General features: G+C 57.0%; 14 protein-coding genes and 1 tRNA gene. 8 read left to right on the top strand and 7 right to left on the bottom strand.

The annotated features are described in order from the left end of the window. Positions 1-144 precede the first annotated feature (144 nt). Positions 145-636 carry a DUF2244 domain-containing protein gene (locus tag ACJ5NV_RS04535; protein WP_411642436.1) on the bottom strand — a complete coding sequence of 164 codons (492 nt, stop codon included), beginning with the start codon at positions 634-636 and terminating at the stop codon, positions 145-147. 377 nt (positions 637-1,013) lie between these two features. Continuing rightward, the gene (locus ACJ5NV_RS04540) at positions 1,014-2,690 is read right to left on the bottom strand and encodes a cytochrome c oxidase subunit I (protein WP_411642437.1); all 1,677 of its coding nucleotides are present in this window, start codon (positions 2,688-2,690) and stop codon (positions 1,014-1,016) included. Positions 2,691-2,912: 222 nt separating this feature from the next. Between ACJ5NV_RS04540 and ACJ5NV_RS04545 the strand changes: the two genes are divergently transcribed. Next, on the top strand, positions 2,913-4,046 hold the full coding sequence (locus ACJ5NV_RS04545; protein ID WP_411642438.1) for a carboxylate-amine ligase: 1,134 nt from the start codon (positions 2,913-2,915) through the stop codon (positions 4,044-4,046). Positions 4,047-4,654: 608 nt separating this feature from the next. Here the strand turns inward: ACJ5NV_RS04545 and ACJ5NV_RS04550 are convergent. Further along, positions 4,655-4,741, bottom strand: a tRNA-Leu gene (locus ACJ5NV_RS04550). A gap of 183 nt (positions 4,742-4,924) precedes the next feature. Between ACJ5NV_RS04550 and lipB the strand changes: the two genes are divergently transcribed. Then, the gene (lipB, locus tag ACJ5NV_RS04555; protein ID WP_411642567.1) at positions 4,925-5,581 is read left to right on the top strand and encodes a lipoyl(octanoyl) transferase LipB; all 657 of its coding nucleotides are present in this window, start codon (positions 4,925-4,927) and stop codon (positions 5,579-5,581) included. Positions 5,582-5,652: 71 nt separating this feature from the next. Here lipB and ACJ5NV_RS04560 read toward each other — a convergent pair whose 3' ends face one another. Genes ACJ5NV_RS04560 through ACJ5NV_RS04570 form a run of 3 tightly spaced genes read right to left on the bottom strand, consistent with a single transcriptional unit; the run spans position 5,653 to position 8,418 of the window. Then, on the bottom strand, positions 5,653-6,429 hold the full coding sequence (locus tag ACJ5NV_RS04560) for an ABC transporter ATP-binding protein (protein WP_411642439.1): 777 nt from the start codon (positions 6,427-6,429) through the stop codon (positions 5,653-5,655). After that, positions 6,422-7,435 carry a FecCD family ABC transporter permease gene (locus ACJ5NV_RS04565; protein WP_411642440.1) on the bottom strand — a complete coding sequence of 338 codons (1,014 nt, stop codon included), beginning with the start codon at positions 7,433-7,435 and terminating at the stop codon, positions 6,422-6,424. Before ACJ5NV_RS04565 ends, ACJ5NV_RS04560 begins: the two co-directional genes overlap by 8 nt. Continuing rightward, the gene (locus tag ACJ5NV_RS04570; RefSeq protein WP_411642441.1) at positions 7,432-8,418 is read right to left on the bottom strand and encodes a FecCD family ABC transporter permease; all 987 of its coding nucleotides are present in this window, start codon (positions 8,416-8,418) and stop codon (positions 7,432-7,434) included. Before ACJ5NV_RS04570 ends, ACJ5NV_RS04565 begins: the two co-directional genes overlap by 4 nt. Positions 8,419-8,522: 104 nt before the next feature. Here ACJ5NV_RS04570 and ACJ5NV_RS04575 point away from each other — a divergent pair, with 104 nt between their 5' ends. Further along, positions 8,523-9,413 carry an ABC transporter substrate-binding protein gene (locus ACJ5NV_RS04575; RefSeq protein ID WP_411642442.1) on the top strand — a complete coding sequence of 297 codons (891 nt, stop codon included), beginning with the start codon at positions 8,523-8,525 and terminating at the stop codon, positions 9,411-9,413. 85 nt (positions 9,414-9,498) lie between these two features. On the opposite strand, the gene ACJ5NV_RS04580 is transcribed toward ACJ5NV_RS04575, so the two are convergent. Continuing rightward, positions 9,499-10,356: a helix-turn-helix domain-containing protein gene (locus ACJ5NV_RS04580; RefSeq protein WP_411642443.1), complete on the bottom strand. Its 858-nt coding sequence runs from the start codon at positions 10,354-10,356 to the stop codon at positions 9,499-9,501. Positions 10,357-10,533: 177 nt separating this feature from the next. Here ACJ5NV_RS04580 and ACJ5NV_RS04585 point away from each other — a divergent pair, with 177 nt between their 5' ends. From ACJ5NV_RS04585 to ACJ5NV_RS04605, 5 genes are all read left to right on the top strand, one after another. Then, positions 10,534-11,775: an amino acid ABC transporter substrate-binding protein gene (locus tag ACJ5NV_RS04585; protein WP_411642444.1), complete on the top strand. Its 1,242-nt coding sequence runs from the start codon at positions 10,534-10,536 to the stop codon at positions 11,773-11,775. A gap of 178 nt (positions 11,776-11,953) precedes the next feature. Beyond that, positions 11,954-12,817: a branched-chain amino acid ABC transporter permease gene (locus ACJ5NV_RS04590; protein ID WP_411642445.1), complete on the top strand. Its 864-nt coding sequence runs from the start codon at positions 11,954-11,956 to the stop codon at positions 12,815-12,817. A 3-nt stretch (positions 12,818-12,820) separates the two neighbouring features. Further along, positions 12,821-13,735 (top strand): branched-chain amino acid ABC transporter permease, encoded by a 915-nt coding sequence (locus ACJ5NV_RS04595; protein ID WP_411642446.1) that lies wholly within the window; start codon positions 12,821-12,823, stop codon positions 13,733-13,735. Further along, entirely contained in the window at positions 13,732-14,460 is a 729-nt protein-coding gene (locus ACJ5NV_RS04600) for an ABC transporter ATP-binding protein (RefSeq protein ID WP_411642447.1), read from the top strand. Before ACJ5NV_RS04595 ends, ACJ5NV_RS04600 begins: the two co-directional genes overlap by 4 nt. After that, on the top strand, positions 14,453-15,163 hold the full coding sequence (locus ACJ5NV_RS04605; protein WP_411642448.1) for an ABC transporter ATP-binding protein: 711 nt from the start codon (positions 14,453-14,455) through the stop codon (positions 15,161-15,163). Before ACJ5NV_RS04600 ends, ACJ5NV_RS04605 begins: the two co-directional genes overlap by 8 nt. Positions 15,164-15,174 lie beyond the last annotated feature (11 nt).

Genomic DNA, 15,174 nt, shown 5'->3' on the forward strand with positions numbered 1-15,174 from the left:
GGCAGCGAGAAATATGGCTGCAGGTGCGAAAACGAAAATCAGGTAGCGAGCGGTACATCGGTGAGCTCAAAAATGACAGATAAGATATGCGGTAAGTAAGGCATCCTTGTCATAGAGTGTCGCGTTTTTCTCTGGCGTGATCATTTACCGACCGCCTGAAAGGGCTTGCATGAGTTCGCCATGTAATGCTTGCCGTTCCTCTGGGGTCAGGAAAGCACCCAGTTCAACCTCTCGCCCATTGCCGCGCAGCGTCAGATATTTCTCCACCGGGCCGTCATCGCGGATATGGACGCTGATCCAATAGCGGTTCGCCTCCCATTCCTGAATGTTGCCTGCGGGATTGTGCCGTGTCAGATGTGCCGTTGTGTCATCAACGGTCAGTTCTTCAAGGATTTCACCACGACGGTAGCTAATGTGTAGCGCGTACCAGAGGCCACTCAGCATCAGGGCAAAAAATGGCAAAAGCCCCCAGAGCACTGCTGTCCCAATAGCCGCGACAAGCGGTAGTGCGATCAGTGCAGCAGTGGCACCGATGAACAAAACGAAATCCTTGCGCAGAAGCGACCGATAGGGCCAAAGGCTGAGCTGCCAATGGCGCGTTTCTTGCGGGCTAGGGTGGGACCATTCGACGGGCATGCTGCCTTTGTAGCGAAACGGTGGAGGTGAACAAAGGTGCCGATTTGTCGCTGGCCGGTGGCCGAGCAACCGCCATTTTCTAACGGCTAAATCTATAGGTCAGTAATATGCAGCCATGTCGCTGCTTTAGATTTATTGAAGCTAAAGCACTTCGATTTTTACTAGAATCACAATTCGCTGCCTCTCCCTATCGGTCGAACGCGATTTGTGATGTCTGGTGCCTCAAGTTAAAATCGAAACGCTGTAGTCCAAGCGAGAGCTGAGGGTGATCTGGTGGGGCAGGATTTCCTTATGAAACGCACGGTTTTGTATGTTCTCATGAAAAAAGGCCTTACCTGAAAGGTAAGGCCTTTGTTGTGTCACTCTTACGATTTGGCCTAGTGAGCGTGGCCCTTATCCCAGTCTTCCTGCTTGGGCAGGATTTCGAACGTATGCTCTGGCGGTGGTGATGGTAGTGTCCATTCCAGCGTATCGGCAAATTCGTTCCACGGGTTGTTCTCTGTTACGCGCGCGCCTCTGAGCAGCGTGTAAAACAGCACCCCAATGAAGAACACGAAAGAGATGAAGGACAAGAATGCACCGATGCTCGACACATAGTTCCAGATTGCGAATGCGTCCGGATAATCGATGTAGCGGCGGGGCATCCCCTGACGACCCAAGAAGTGTTGGGGGAAGAATGTCAGGTTAGCACCCACAAACATCATCCAGAAATGCAGTTTGGCCGCCCATTCGGGATACATCTTGCCGGACATTTTTGGCAAGTAGAAGTAGATCCCTGCAAAGATGGCAAAGACTGCACCCAGCGACATCACATAGTGGAAGTGTGCAACGACATAGTAAGTGTCATGATATACCCGGTCGACGCCAGCTTGCGACAGCACGATGCCTGTCACGCCACCGACGGTGAACAGGAACAAGAAGCCAAAGGCCCAGAGCATTGGTGCCTTGAACTCGACCGAGCCGCCCCACATGGTGGCGATCCATGAAAAGATTTTCACCCCGGTTGGCACCGCAATCACCATCGTGGCCAGCATAAAGTAGCTTTGCTGGGTCAGCGACATGCCGACGGTGTACATGTGGTGCGCCCAGACGACGAAGCCCAGAACACCAATAGCAACCATCGCATATACCATCGGAAGGTAGCCAAAGATCGGCTTGCGGCTGAAGGTTGCAATCACGTGGCTGATGATCCCGAAGCCGGGGATAATGATGATATACACTTCCGGATGGCCGAAGAACCAAAGGATGTGCTGATACAGGATCGGATCACCGCCGCCAGCAGGGTCAAAGAAGGTCGTGCCGAAGTTTATATCGGTCAGCAACATTGTGATGGCGCCAGCTAGAACGGGTAGAGCCAGCAGAATTAGCCAAGCAGTCACGAAAATCGACCATGCAAAAAGTGGCACTTTGTGCAGCGTCATGCCGGGGGTACGCATGTTCAGGAAGGTTGTGATCATATTGATCGCACCCAAGATTGAAGATGCGCCGGACAGGTGCACCGCGAAGATCGCAAGCGACATCGGTAGAGCGACTCCGGGTTGCGTCGACAGCGGCGGATACAAAACCCAGCCGGTACCTGCGCCAAAGCCATCATTCCCATTCGGCGCCATCAAAGAGGCAATCCCGAGAGCGGCACCAGCGGTAAACATCCAGAAAGATAGATTATTCAGTCGCGGGAAGGCCATGTCCGGCGCGCCGATCTGCAACGGCATGAAATAGTTACCGAAGCCACCAAAAAGAGCTGGGATGACCACGAAAAACATCATCAAGACGCCGTGATAGGTGATCATTACGTTCCACAGATCTCCATCCGGCGTACAAGGTCGCGAGGCATCTACGAAGAAGCGTGCGCCTTCGGTACACATGTATTGCACGCCAGGGTGCATCAGCTCGAGCCGCATGAAAACCGTGAAGGCAACTGAGACAAAGCCCAGTGCGCCAGCGACCCAAAGATACAGGATCCCGATATCTTTGTGATTTGTTGACATGAACCAACGGGTGAAAAAGCCCCGCTCGTCCTCGTGTGTATCGCCGTGGATGGCTGCATCTGCCATGTTTGGCTCTCCCTCGTCTTGGCTACCTGGGCCGCGCGCCGAGTCAGTTTCTGCGCGCGATTTGTTCGCGTTCTAAACGGTTGCCAGTTAAGGGGCAATAAAGGATGCAGCGGTTCGACTGAGTAATATTGGCGCAGGGCAGGCGGGCAGGCAACAGATCAACAAGCTTGCGGACAACGGATATTGCTGTTTTCCTCATCCAATATCAGCGGAGGTCGGTGCATGGTAGAAGAAAGCCCCCCGTTTACGATTGGTATTGAGGAAGAATACTTGCTGGTTGACCAGCAAAGCTTTGCGCTCGCGCGTGCGCCGGATGCGCTGATGGCGGCTTGCAAGGCGGACCTAAAAGGCAAGGTCAGCCCGGAATTTCTTGAATGCCAGATTGAGGTTGGGACAGGGGTCTGCCGGACTATTTCCGAAGCGCGCGAAGACTTACGCTGCCTTCGGCAAACCGTGGCCGATCACGCGGCCAGTTATGGGCTCGCCCCGATCGCAGCCTCATGTCACCCCTTCGGGGATTGGAAAGAGCAGCATCACACAGACAAGGAACGCTATAATCAGCTGCGTCGCGATCTGGCCGGTGTCGCCCGCCGCATGCTGATCTGCGGCATGCATGTGCATGTGGGTGTTCCGGATAAGAACATGCGGATCGCACTGGTCAATCAGTTGAAATACTTTCTGCCACATCTGCATGCGCTCTCGACATCCTCGCCTTTTTGGCAAGGGATCGATACGGGCATGAATTCTTACCGGTTGTCAGTTTTCGATAACCTGCCGCGCACCGGGCTGCCACCACAGATGCGCGATTGGGCCGCCTATAGTTCGGCTGTTGAGACACTGGTCGATCTGGAGTTGATCGAGGACAGCTCAAAGATCTGGTGGGATTTGCGTCCTTCCGCAAAATTCCCCACGATTGAGGCGCGGATCTTTGATGTGTCCCCGCGGATTGAGGTGACACTGACGCTTGCCGCGCTGACCCAATGCCTGAGCCGGATGATCTGGCGGCGTGGGCAAAACGGGGGCGGATGGCGGGCGATGGATAACTTCATGATTAGCGAAAACCGCTGGCGGGCGCAGCGCTATGGCGTGTCCGAAGGGCAGATTGATTTCGGCCGTAAATGTCTGATCTCATTTAAACAGGTGGTGGACGATATTCTTGAACTGATCGCCGAAGATGCACAGGCGCTAGACTGCGTGGCTGAGGTCGAGGCCGTCCGTATGATTTTGCAGGATGGAACGAGCGCCGATCGGCAGCGGCAGGTACGGGACAAGGCGCTGGCAGATGGGGCAAGCGACCACGAGGCGCTGCAGGCGGTCGTGGAATCGTTGATCGCGGAGTTTCAATCGGGTCTTTGAGGGGGGGGGGCGTGCTGATGTCGTCGCCCCTTGTCCGAAATTCATGTGTAATTGATTTTAACCAATTGGTTTTTCGATACCAGTTATCTCGCTTTTCAAGCCGGGCATTTACAGGATCAGATTTAAGAAAAAGATTTGGCTCTGCGGTTCAGATTTTGCTGATGTATTGATAGGGTGCGAGGCTATTGTATCGACTTATTTTCAAGACGCGTTGTCGCTGGCCCATGTCGTCGCACACGACAATTGACCGCCGTTTGGAGGCGCAAACCAAAGCATTAAAGCGTTTCGATTTTAACTTTAGACATTAAGCATCACAAATCGCGTTCGACCGTTAGGGAGAGGCAGTGTATTGTGATCCAAGGATAAATCGAAACGCTGTAGGTCATGATTTATTTTGATCAACATTAGCAACACACTGATAAAGAGTCGCAATCATTTAGCATCAAAGGCAATCTCGTCGCCAGTATGAGCAAGGGCGGGAATTGTCATGGCATTGCAGTTGTAGAGATATTCATCACTAAAACCATGCGAAGTGTCCCCAATATCGGTCTCGCGATGGCTTTCATGTCATGACATGCGTGAAAAACAACACCTTCAAGAGGTGGTTCTGGTGCGGTCGGGGGGACTCGAACCCCCACGAGTGTTACCTCACAGCGACCTCAACGCTGCGCGTCTACCAATTCCGCCACGACCGCTTTGTCTCAGGCTTGGTAGGCGGGTCTGTAACGAAGTGATCGGCGCTTCTCAAGGGCAAAAATCACACCTTGCGCCCGTACAATGCGCGGCCAGAATATGGGGGTTGCATGACAGGGGTGACTTTCGCATCAGCCACCGCCATATGAGACCCCAAAGGAGACGGGGCCAGCCCCGTGGCGATCATGGTAGAATGGATCATCACCGACGGCTTGACCGCATACCCAGAGGCGCTGGCCTTTATGGAGCAGCGGGTTGATGCGATCGCAAAGGGCGAGGCGGAGGAATGCGTGTGGCTTCTTGAACATCCGCCGCTTTACACCGCAGGTACCTCTGCCAAATCCGCCGACCTGATCGACCCGCAGCGGTTCCCGGTGTTCGATGCGCGGCGCGGCGGTGAGTATACTTATCACGGCCCAGGCCAGCGTGTTGTTTATGTGATGCTCGATCTGAACAGACGCGGGCGGGATATACGCAAATTCGTGCAAAGCTTAGAGCACTGGGTAATCGCCACGCTGGACAGCTTTAACATCAAGGGCGAAATCCGCGAGGGCCGGGTTGGCGTCTGGGTGCAGCGCCCCGAAAAGCCGGCCCAGCCTGACGGCAGTCCGGCAGAAGATAAAATCGCCGCTATCGGCATCAGGATGCGTAAATGGATATCGTTTCATGGTATCTCGATCAATGTGGATCCGGAGCTTGACCATTTCACTGGCATCGTCCCCTGCGGGATCAGCGCGCACGGCGTCACATCGCTTGTTGATCTTGGATTACCCGTAACGATGGACGATCTGGATGTCGCACTGCGGCAGCATTTTGATCGGGTGATGGAAGGGCAGGCTTAGGTCCTACCCATGTCACCGCGCTTATTGATCCTTTGGTGCTTCATTGCAGGTATCCTGCGGGCGTACTAACCTTAAGAAACTACAACAAAAGGTCGGTCGCGATTTGCCACCGTGCCAAAGGTGCAGCGCCGTCCGTAAAGGTCTGACAGGACATGTTCTGTAACCGCGTCTTCGTAAGCTCCGGCAGCGATGATTTTGCCTGCTTTCATCAGCACCACCTCTTCGGCGAAGGCTGTCATGAGGTTGATATCATGCAAGACGACCACGACGGTTTTGTTTTCTTCGCGCACCAATTTTTGCAGCAGCAGCATCGTTTCGAACGCGTGCGCGATATCCAGATGGTTGGTCGGCTCATCAAGCAAGAAAAGCGGTGCCTCTTGTGCCAGAACCAGTGCGATCCAGCTGCGTTGTCGTTGCCCGCCTGAAAGCTGGGCCAGGGTGCGATCGCCCAGACCGTTTAGGTTGGTTTTTGCCAGCGCGCCGGTGATCGCGCTTTTGTCTTGGGTCGACAGCCCTGCAAATGGTTTTCGGTAGGCATAGCGCCCCAGTGCGACAAGGTCATTCACCGTCAGCTCGCTGGGTGCTTCGGGTGACTGCGGCAGCATTGCCAGACGTTGTGCCCGCTGGCCTGCCGGTATCTCGCTGATGATATGTGCGCCCAGTTTCACAGCGCCGGTTGTCGGTTTGACCAAGCCGGACGCGATGTGCAGCAATGTCGATTTGCCTGATCCATTGGGGCCGCAAATAACGGTGAGTTTCCCCGGCGCGAACTGGTGGCTTACGTCATGTAAAACCGGCGCATCATTATATGAAAAGCTTATATTTCCAATATCAAGTGTATCAAACATGGCGTATTTGTCTCAGCAGCAGGAATAGGAAGTAGGGTGCGCCGACCAGCGCTGTCACCGCGCCTGTTGGCAGTTCGAGCGGATAGGCGACAACACGCGCGATGATGTCCGCACATAAGACCATTGCTGCGCCCACGATTGGTGTCACGAACAGCAACCTGTCAGTATCCAGCCCCACCAATGCGCGTGCCGCGTTGGGTGCAATCAGCCCCACAAAGGCAATGCCTCCGGCAAAGGAGACAGCCGCGCTGGTCAGCACCACGGATAAGATCAAGATTACCCCTTTGCCCAGAACCGGTACCAAGCCTGTGGCGGTCGCGGTGGTGTCATCCAGAACCATCTGCCCGATGGACCGGCGCAACAACGCCAAAAGGCACAACACTGTGACAAGCACAATCGACAAGATCGCGGCATCTTCCCAATGGGCCGCGTGCACCGATCCCGCCAACCAGATCAGCGCCTGCGATGCCCGATAGACCGGGCCGAGGATCACCAGCACCGTCACCAAGGATTTGGCAAGTGCGGCCATCGCGATCCCATAGAGGATCAACCGCGCGGGCTGTGCGATGTCGCGCCCGGCCAGTATCGCAACCATGACCGCGAAAGTCGTCGCGCCTGCTGTCGCCGCCATCGGCTGCCACTGAATGGACACCATCAGGGCGTTCGCCTCATTTGAGAATACCCAAAGGAACAGAACGACACCCACGGCCGCACCATCGACGATCCCCAGCACTGATGGCGATGCAATCGGGTTTCGCACGACCCGCTGTAACAACAGCCCTGCCAGCCCAAGTGCCGCCCCGGCCAGAACGGCAAGCGCGACACGGGGCAATCGCAGCGTCCAAATGATGATTGTATCCGTCGCAGAGCCTTGGCCGAAGACTGCCAGCAAAACGCGGTCCGGCCCGATCCATGACGACCCGATACCTGTGGCGAGCAACACCAGCGCAAGCAGCGTTACGGCTGGCCCGACCACACGGGCACTTCTCCATGTGATCTGGTTCATGCGGTGGCCCGCAGCTTTCTGCGGCGGACAAGGCTCACCAATACCGGCGCCCCAACAAGCGCCAGGGTTGCCGTTACAGGCACCTCTTGCGGCGAGGCGACAAGGCGGGCGGCGATATCGGCCAGAATGGCCAAGCATGCCCCGATCAGCGCGGTCAGGGGAAGCAGTTGTGTGTGTGATTGCACCGACAAGAGCCGGGCGAGGTGGGGGGCCACAAGACCCACAAACCCAACAGGTCCCGCGACCACGACCGACAGCGCCGCGAGCACCGTCGCAATGCAAAGTGCAAAGATACGCATCCGTGTCGTATCCACCCCCAGCGCACGCGCCGTGTCGTCGCCAGTGACCATCGCATCAAGCGCATGGGTGAAAAAGCAAACGCCGCAAATCCCAAGCGCCAGCATCGGCGCTGCGGCCCAAAGCAGGGCAGGGTCACGATCCGCGAAACCTCCGGCCAGCCAAAACAACAGAGCCTCCATCGTGCCTTCGTCGGTCACGATGAGGATCTGCGTAATAGACCCAAGGAACGCCGCAAGCGTAACGCCTGCCAGCACGACGGATGTCGGTGTCAGCCTGCCTTTGCCAAGTGTTACAAGCGCGAAAATCCCTAGCATTGCAATGGCTGACCCAAGCAATGCGGCCAGTGAAAGCCCGACGAAACCCGAAATGCCCAAAACCGCAAAGCCGAAGACGACACCAAAGCTGGCACCCGCATTAATCCCCAGCAAGCCGGGATCAGCGAGCGGATTGCGCAGCACCGTTTGCATCAACAAACCTGCCACTGCGAGCGCGGCACCCACAAAGATTGCACCGGCGGTACGTGGCACCCTGAGCCCACGAATAATCAGATCATCCTGCGATTGTGTTGGTGACAAAATTGCCTGAACCACATCGCTTGGCGCATAAATGCGCAGACCGATATGCAGGCTTGCCGTTGCGGCCATGACTAGCATGACAGCGAAGAGGGGGATCGTCCATTTCATCGCTGATTGACTTATCTGAGTTTTTTTATCAAGAAAAGGCCCGACAGAATGAGGAAGCCGCCGCCACTGATATTCTGAGCATGCAAGTCAAAAGGATATCAGTCATGTTTCGCCAATTTTTATGCGCCATTGCGTTTTTTCCGTCCGCGCTTTTCGCAGATACAATCGAACACGCGATGGGCACTACAGAGGTCCCAGAGACACCGGCCCGTGTGGTTGTTCTGACCAATGAAGGCACTGAAGCCGTTCTTGCGCTGGGCATTACACCTGTGGGCGCGGCACAGTCGTGGCTGGGTGATCCATGGTACCCGCATATCGCCGATCAAATGGAAGAGGTCACAAGCCTTGGCAAGGAAAGTGCCATCAATCTGGAACTTATTGCGGCGCTGCAGCCTGACCTGATCCTTGGCAACAAACAGCGCCACGAAGAGATCTATCCGCAGCTTTCCGCAATTGCCCCAACCGTCGTCTCGGAGCGGCTGCGCGGTGACTGGCGCCGGAATTTCGAACTTTATGCCCACGCACTTGGCAAGGCGGATGAGGGTGCGGCATTGCTGACCGCCTTCGAAGACAACGTCAGCAGCTTGTCTGAAAAGCTGGGGGAGCACCTGAACGAAGAGGTCAGCGTTATCCGCTTTCTGCCGACCCAAATCCGTATCTATCAACTCGACAGCTTTTCGGGGTTTATCCTAAGCGAGCTTGGCTTCAACCGCCCTGAAAATCAAAATGTCGATGACTTCGCGATCCGGACCGGGAAAGAAAGCATTCCTGACATGGACGGCGACCGCATTTTCCACTTCACATGGGAGACCGGCGACGGTGAGGGCAATGCCGCGCGTGACGATGCGCTGGAAGACCCGCTGTGGCAATCGCTTGAAGCCGTCAAGGCAGGCAAGGTGCATGAGGTCAGCGATCCGATCTGGAACACCGCTGGCGGCATTCTGGCCGCGCATCTGATGCTGGATGATATCGCAGCGCTTTACGACGTGAAGTGATCAGAAGACTGCGTCAATACTCGGGACTGAACGCCGTATCGCGGCGTTCAGTCCCGATATCCTATACATACACGCCAGCCGCTGCTTAAGGCCATTCCGCGAAAGACACCTCTTCCGTGCGCGTCCGGTAAAGCGGCGTATATGTCCTGCGAAACTGCGCAGGGGCGAGGCTTTCGTGCCTTCGAAAGAAGCGCGTGAAATAGGCTGCGTCACTGAAACCCAGCCGGTAGCCTACCTCTGCAACGTGTAGATTTGTCGTCACCAAAAGCGCCTTGGCTTCTTCCATCAGCCTGCGTTGGATATGCGCATGCGGCGGAATGCCGATGGCGCGCCGCACCGCACCATTCAAACGATCGCGCGACACGCCGATACGCTTTGCGTATTCCGCGATGTTCCACTGGTTTTGCAGGTGCAGCTCCACAAGGCTCAGAAAATTGTCGGATATGCGGTGTGGCTGCTGTTCCATGGATGGCCGCGGTCGCGCGTCTGCGCGCCATATATCGATCAGCATCAATGAAATGCAGTGATGCAGAACGGTTTCACTGCCGGGCGCGGCGTCGCGCAGTTCTGTTTCGATCTTTTCGAACAATGTTGTGAAGGACGCGATTACCTTTGATGACAGATCCGACAGGAACATCCGGCGGCTTACCACTTCGCGCACATGGGCGGATAGCACATCCGTTGGCAAGGCGCGGCCAAGGGCACGCTCTGGCATCCGCAAGAGGTAGCCACGTGCCCCTGCCGTAAGTGCGATGCGTGTCGGCCAGCCTGTCGGGGCCCAGACCATACAAGGGGCCGCGATTTCACGTTCCACATCTTCTGAAAAGAAGGTGCCGCGCCCTGACAACAGTAAAAGCAGGACTGCACGCCCGCCCGATGTGGCGAATTCCGTCTTGGACAAGGCGCTCTTGATACGTTCGGCCTGTATGGTCTGTCGTTCCATGGATACGGTCTGCCTTCATCGGATTGCGTCAAAAGTACCATTCTTTCCCCAAAATGTCTATTACGCGATCCGCTGGACAGGCGTAGCCTATGCAACAGGCCAAGCGTGGAGGACGTGCGGCATCGGAGTGCGGCGCGCAATTGGGTCGCGGCGCCCCGCAAAATAGGGAGGAACACCATGATGAATGCATTTTCGCAGGCAGCTTTCGGCGTCTGCCGTTTTTCTGCGCATGCCGCCACTGCGGCACTGCTGGTCACCGCGGGCGCAACGGCGTCGTTTGCGCAGGATGACGATACGGTCACGATCGGCTACGCCGTGTCCAAATCAGGCCCAAACGCGGGCGGTTCGGATATGACCGTCACACCAAACTACGAACTTTGGGTGGAAGAGGTAAACGCCGCGGGCGGGCTGACACTGCCGGACGGCAGCCAGAAGATGATCGAAGTGATTGCCTATGACGACCGCTCTTCAGCCGAGGAAGTCGTGCGCGCGGTAGAACGCCTCGCCACACAGGATGAGGTCGATTTCATTCTGCCGCCATGGGGCACGGGCTTTAACCTTGCCGTTGCGCCATTGATGGCACGGCACGGCTATCCGCATCTGGCCGGCGCGGCCGTGACCGACAAGGCACCAGACTTTGTGCAGCGTTGGGACTCTAGCTTTTGGTTCATGGGGGGCAGTGCGGATTACGTTGATGCGCTGACCGAAATCCTTGTGGCAGAGCGCGAGGCAGGCACGATCAACAACAATATCGCCATGGTTTCCGTAGCGGACGGCTTCGGTATCGACCTGGTAAAAGCCGCACGTCCCGCCTTCACAGAAGCCGGGTTCGAGATCAGCTATGACAAGAGCTTTCCACCCGAAACCTCTGATTTCGCAACGATCCTGAGCGAAGCCTCAAGCGCGGACGCAAACACCTTTGTGGCCTTTAGCTATCCGCCGCACACATTTGCGCTGACCAAACAGGCGCAGGTTGCCGATTTCAATCCGCCGGTCTTTTATCTTGGCGTTGGGGCAGCCTTTCCAGTCTATCCCGGTATCGCGGGCGGATCGGTCGAAGGTATCATGAGCCTTGGCGGCATTGACCCGGACAACACGCTGAACGCGGCTTACCGTGCCCGGCACGAAGATGTCATCGGTCGTGCGCCCGATTACTGGGGATCTGTGCTCGTATATGCCTCATTGCAGATGCTTGGGGAATCCATCCAACGCGTCGGTCTTGACCGGGCGGCGGTGGCCGAGGAACTGTCGACCGGTACATTTTCTACCGTGCTGGGTGAAGAGACTCGCCTGGAAGACAACCAGCTGCGCGCCATCAACTGGGTTGGCCAGTGGCAGAACGGGCAATTCGTCGCCGTTTCCCCAACGGGCGGTGACGGCATGGCTGCTGCGCAACTGCCCAAGCCTGATTGGGACTAAAGCGGTTCGGTTTTAACCTGAGACATCACAAATCACCAATTGCGTTTGAGCCGCAGGCGAAAGGCAGCGATTGGTGATTCAGGTAAAAATCGAAATGCTCTAATCCGCAGGCAATTTACAATAGGGGCGGAGAGGGATGTCCCCCTCCGCCCACCACGCGAACCAATCGGAACCTTTCATGTTAGAACACGTCGTCAACGGACTCGTGCTCGGTGGCACCTATGCGCTTGTCGCGATGGGGCTGACCATCCAGTACGGGATCGCCCGGATAATGAACCTGAGCTTCGGCGACACGATCATTGCCGCCTGCTTTGCCACATACCTGCTGTTTACGGCGTTCCAGATCGGCCCGATCCTTGCGCTGTTGATTCTTGTGCCCACGGGATACGCCCTGAGCCTTGTCATCTACCGCATCATCATGAAGCCACTGGTGGACCGCGCACCTGACGAGGGCGCGCTGGAGGTGGACAGTATCCTTGTGACGTTTGGTTTACTCTTTGTCATCCAGGGTATCTTGCTGACCGTTTTTGGCGGTGGTTACACCAGCTACAGCTTTCTCAATACGCCTGTTGACGTGTTGGGCACAAAGGTCGCGGCCAACCGCCTGCTGGCACTGGCGCTGAGCCTGATCATCGGGGCCGCATTGGTTGTCGTGTTGTTCCGCACCCGCTGGGGCATGGTGTTACGGGCTGTGGCGCTGGCACCGCAAAGCGCCCCGCTTTTTGGGATCGACACCGACCGCGCCGCACGCACGGCTTTTGCCATGGGCGGCGCGCTGGCGGCCACCGGGGGTGTGGTGCTGTCGATGTTCCAGACCTTCACCGCGACCGGCGGTGTCGTCTTTACCATGAAAGCGCTGATTGTCGTCATTCTTGGCGGTAAGGGCAGCGTGCCGGGGGCGATCGTTGCGGGCCTGCTGCTGGGGTTGGTTGAAACCTTCGTCGCGGCCTATGTCGATCCGGGTCTCACACTGGCGGCGGTCTATACCGTGTTTCTTTTGCTCTTGCTGGTGCGGCCAAACGGCCTGTTCGGAAAGGCCTGAGATATGAAAACATCTTATGCATTTATACTGGCCGCTGTTGCACTGGTCATTCTGGCTGCTGCGCCGCTTTTCATCCCTGAATACTGGACGGGCGTCCTGCTGGGCATGACAGGCTATGTCACGCTCGCGACCGCTTGGGCGCTTTTCTCGGGTCCGACGCGTTATGTTTCGCTCGCCACGGTCGCGTTCTTTGGGGTCGGTGCCTATACTGTGGCCGTTCTGAACGAAACGCTGCCCTATCCGCTGGTGCTGCTTTGCGCCGCCGGAATCGGTGCGGTGATGGCGCTGGTTGTGGGGTTGTCGACCTTACGCCTTGCGGGGGTTTACTTCGTGATATTCACCTTCGGGCTTGCGGAACTGGTCCGCCAGACCGTTAGCTGGTGGGAGGTCAACGTGACCTACACGATGGGCCGCTATGTGTTTCTGCCGTTTGAAGGGCGGCATATCTACTGGCAATTGCTGGCGCTGGCGACAGTCACGCTGTTGATCTCTTGGGCGATTGGCCGGTCGCGTATCGGGCTGGCGATGAAGGCCATCGGCGATGATGAAACCGTGGCCGCCCATGCGGGTGTGGATGTCACGCGGCTCAAACTGATGCTTTTTGTGATCTCTGCCACGCTGATCACCCTTGTGGGGGCGATCCAGGCCCCGCGCTGGACCTATATCGAGCCTTCTATCGTGTTTAACCCGACCGTTTCATTCATGACGCTGATCATGGCGCTTTTGGGGGGTGCGATGCGACTCTGGGGGCCGCTGGTGGGGGCTGTGCCACTGTTCTTGCTGTTTGAATGGCTCTCCGTCAGCTTTCCCGATCATTTTTCCATCATCCTGGGGCTGCTGTTCATCCTGATCGTGTTTGTCATGCCAAACGGCGTGCTGGCCAAATTTGACGAGTTGCGCAAAGGGGGCCGGACATGAGCGTTACGTTGCAACTGAATAATCTGCACAAGCGGTTCGGCGGGCTGGTGGCGGTCAAGGACGTGTCCTTTACGCTGTCACCGGGCGAGGTGGTCGGCCTGCTGGGGCCAAACGGATCCGGCAAAACCACGGTGATGAACATGATCTCTGGTGCGCTGCCTTGTGACGGGGGCCGTGTGACAGTCGGTGCGAAAGACATCACCCGGATGAAGCCACATCGTGTGGCCAAACACGGGGTCGCGCGGACCTTTCAACTGGTGCGCCCTTTGCCCACGCTGACCGTTGGGGAAAACGTGATGCTGTCGCTTGCCTTTGGGCACAAACGTTACTGGGGCCGTCAGGCACGTGATCTGGCGGAAGAAAAACTTGCTTTCGTTGGCCTTGAAGGGCGGGGCGATGAGGAAGTGAGCAACCTCAACTACATCGATCAGAAACGCATGGAAATGGCGCGCGCGCTGGCGTCAGAGCCAGAAATCCTGCTGCTGGATGAATGGCTGGCAGGGCTGAACCCGTCCGAGCTGAAGATCGGCATTGATCTGGTGCGGCATCTGCAAGGGCAGGGCATGACCGTGCTGCTGGTCGAACATATTATGGAGGCGGTTCGCGCGCTCTGTTCGCGTTGCATTGTAATGCGCACGGGCGAGGTGATCGCCGACGGACCCTCGGAAGAGGTGCTTTCGCAGCCCGCCGTTATCAAGGCCTATCTGGGGGATGATCATGCTTGAACTGAAAAACCTGACTGTCCGCTATGGCAAACACCTTGCGGTGGATGACGTCAGTCTAAACGTCGGTCAAAGCGAGATCGTCGTGGTGCTGGGGGCCAATGGGGCAGGCAAATCGTCAACACTAAAGGCTGTGGCTGGCATGGTGCCTGCGTCAGCGGGCGAGGTGCGCATGGGCGGTGCGACGCTGACTGGCGTTGCCGCACATAAGTTGACCGCCGCCGGATTGGCCTTGGTCCCGGAAGGGCGCGGCGTGGTGGGCCAAATGACGGTCGAAGAAAACCTGCGGCTGGGGGCCACGCCCACGCGGGCCCGGCCTGCCGAAGAAGACACGCTTGCGCAGGTGTTTGAGATTTTCCCAAAGCTGGCCGAGCGGCGCACACAATTGGTGCGAACCATGTCCGGCGGTGAACAGCAGATGGTCGCCGTGGGCCGGGCAATGATGTCCAAGCCGGATTTCCTGCTGCTGGATGAACCAAGCCTTGGGCTCGCGCCGATTGTCGTTGGCGATTTGTTCCGGGCGCTGGCGCGGGTGCGCGAAACCGGTGTTGGCCTGCTTATCGTCGAACAGAACGTCAAGATCAGCCTGCGGCACGCGGATCGCGGCTACTTGCTAGAGGCCGGGCGGATCATCGGGTCCGGCACGGCGGATGAGCTGATGACAGATAACGCGGTGCAGAATTCTTTCCTCGGCGGCGCCGCCTAACTATTGATAAC

Origin of the sequence: Loktanella agnita (assembly GCF_046640325.1) — a bacterium.
Classification (GTDB): Bacteria; Pseudomonadota; Alphaproteobacteria; order Rhodobacterales; family Rhodobacteraceae; genus Yoonia; species Yoonia agnita.

Excerpts from the sequence above, each read along its gene's own strand:
- ACJ5NV_RS04590 (WP_411642445.1), top strand. The coding sequence starts at position 11,954 with ATGTTAGAACACGTCGTCAACGGACTCGTGCTCGGTGGCACCTATGCG.
- ACJ5NV_RS04605 (WP_411642448.1), top strand. The coding sequence starts at position 14,453 with ATGCTTGAACTGAAAAACCTGACTGTCCGCTATGGCAAACACCTTGCG.
- ACJ5NV_RS04560 (WP_411642439.1), bottom strand. The coding sequence starts at position 6,429 with ATGTTTGATACACTTGATATTGGAAATATAAGCTTTTCATATAATGAT.
- ACJ5NV_RS04570 (WP_411642441.1), bottom strand. The coding sequence starts at position 8,418 with ATGAAATGGACGATCCCCCTCTTCGCTGTCATGCTAGTCATGGCCGCA.
- ACJ5NV_RS04565 (WP_411642440.1), bottom strand. The coding sequence starts at position 7,435 with ATGAACCAGATCACATGGAGAAGTGCCCGTGTGGTCGGGCCAGCCGTA.
- ACJ5NV_RS04540 (WP_411642437.1), bottom strand. The coding sequence starts at position 2,690 with ATGGCAGATGCAGCCATCCACGGCGATACACACGAGGACGAGCGGGGC.
- ACJ5NV_RS04595 (WP_411642446.1), top strand. The coding sequence starts at position 12,821 with ATGAAAACATCTTATGCATTTATACTGGCCGCTGTTGCACTGGTCATT.
- ACJ5NV_RS04600 (WP_411642447.1), top strand. The coding sequence starts at position 13,732 with ATGAGCGTTACGTTGCAACTGAATAATCTGCACAAGCGGTTCGGCGGG.
- ACJ5NV_RS04580 (WP_411642443.1), bottom strand. The coding sequence starts at position 10,356 with ATGGAACGACAGACCATACAGGCCGAACGTATCAAGAGCGCCTTGTCC.
- ACJ5NV_RS04585 (WP_411642444.1), top strand. The coding sequence starts at position 10,534 with ATGATGAATGCATTTTCGCAGGCAGCTTTCGGCGTCTGCCGTTTTTCT.
- ACJ5NV_RS04575 (WP_411642442.1), top strand. The coding sequence starts at position 8,523 with ATGTTTCGCCAATTTTTATGCGCCATTGCGTTTTTTCCGTCCGCGCTT.
- ACJ5NV_RS04545 (WP_411642438.1), top strand. The coding sequence starts at position 2,913 with ATGGTAGAAGAAAGCCCCCCGTTTACGATTGGTATTGAGGAAGAATAC.
- ACJ5NV_RS04535 (WP_411642436.1), bottom strand. The coding sequence starts at position 636 with ATGCCCGTCGAATGGTCCCACCCTAGCCCGCAAGAAACGCGCCATTGG.
- lipB (WP_411642567.1), top strand. The coding sequence starts at position 4,925 with ATGGTAGAATGGATCATCACCGACGGCTTGACCGCATACCCAGAGGCG.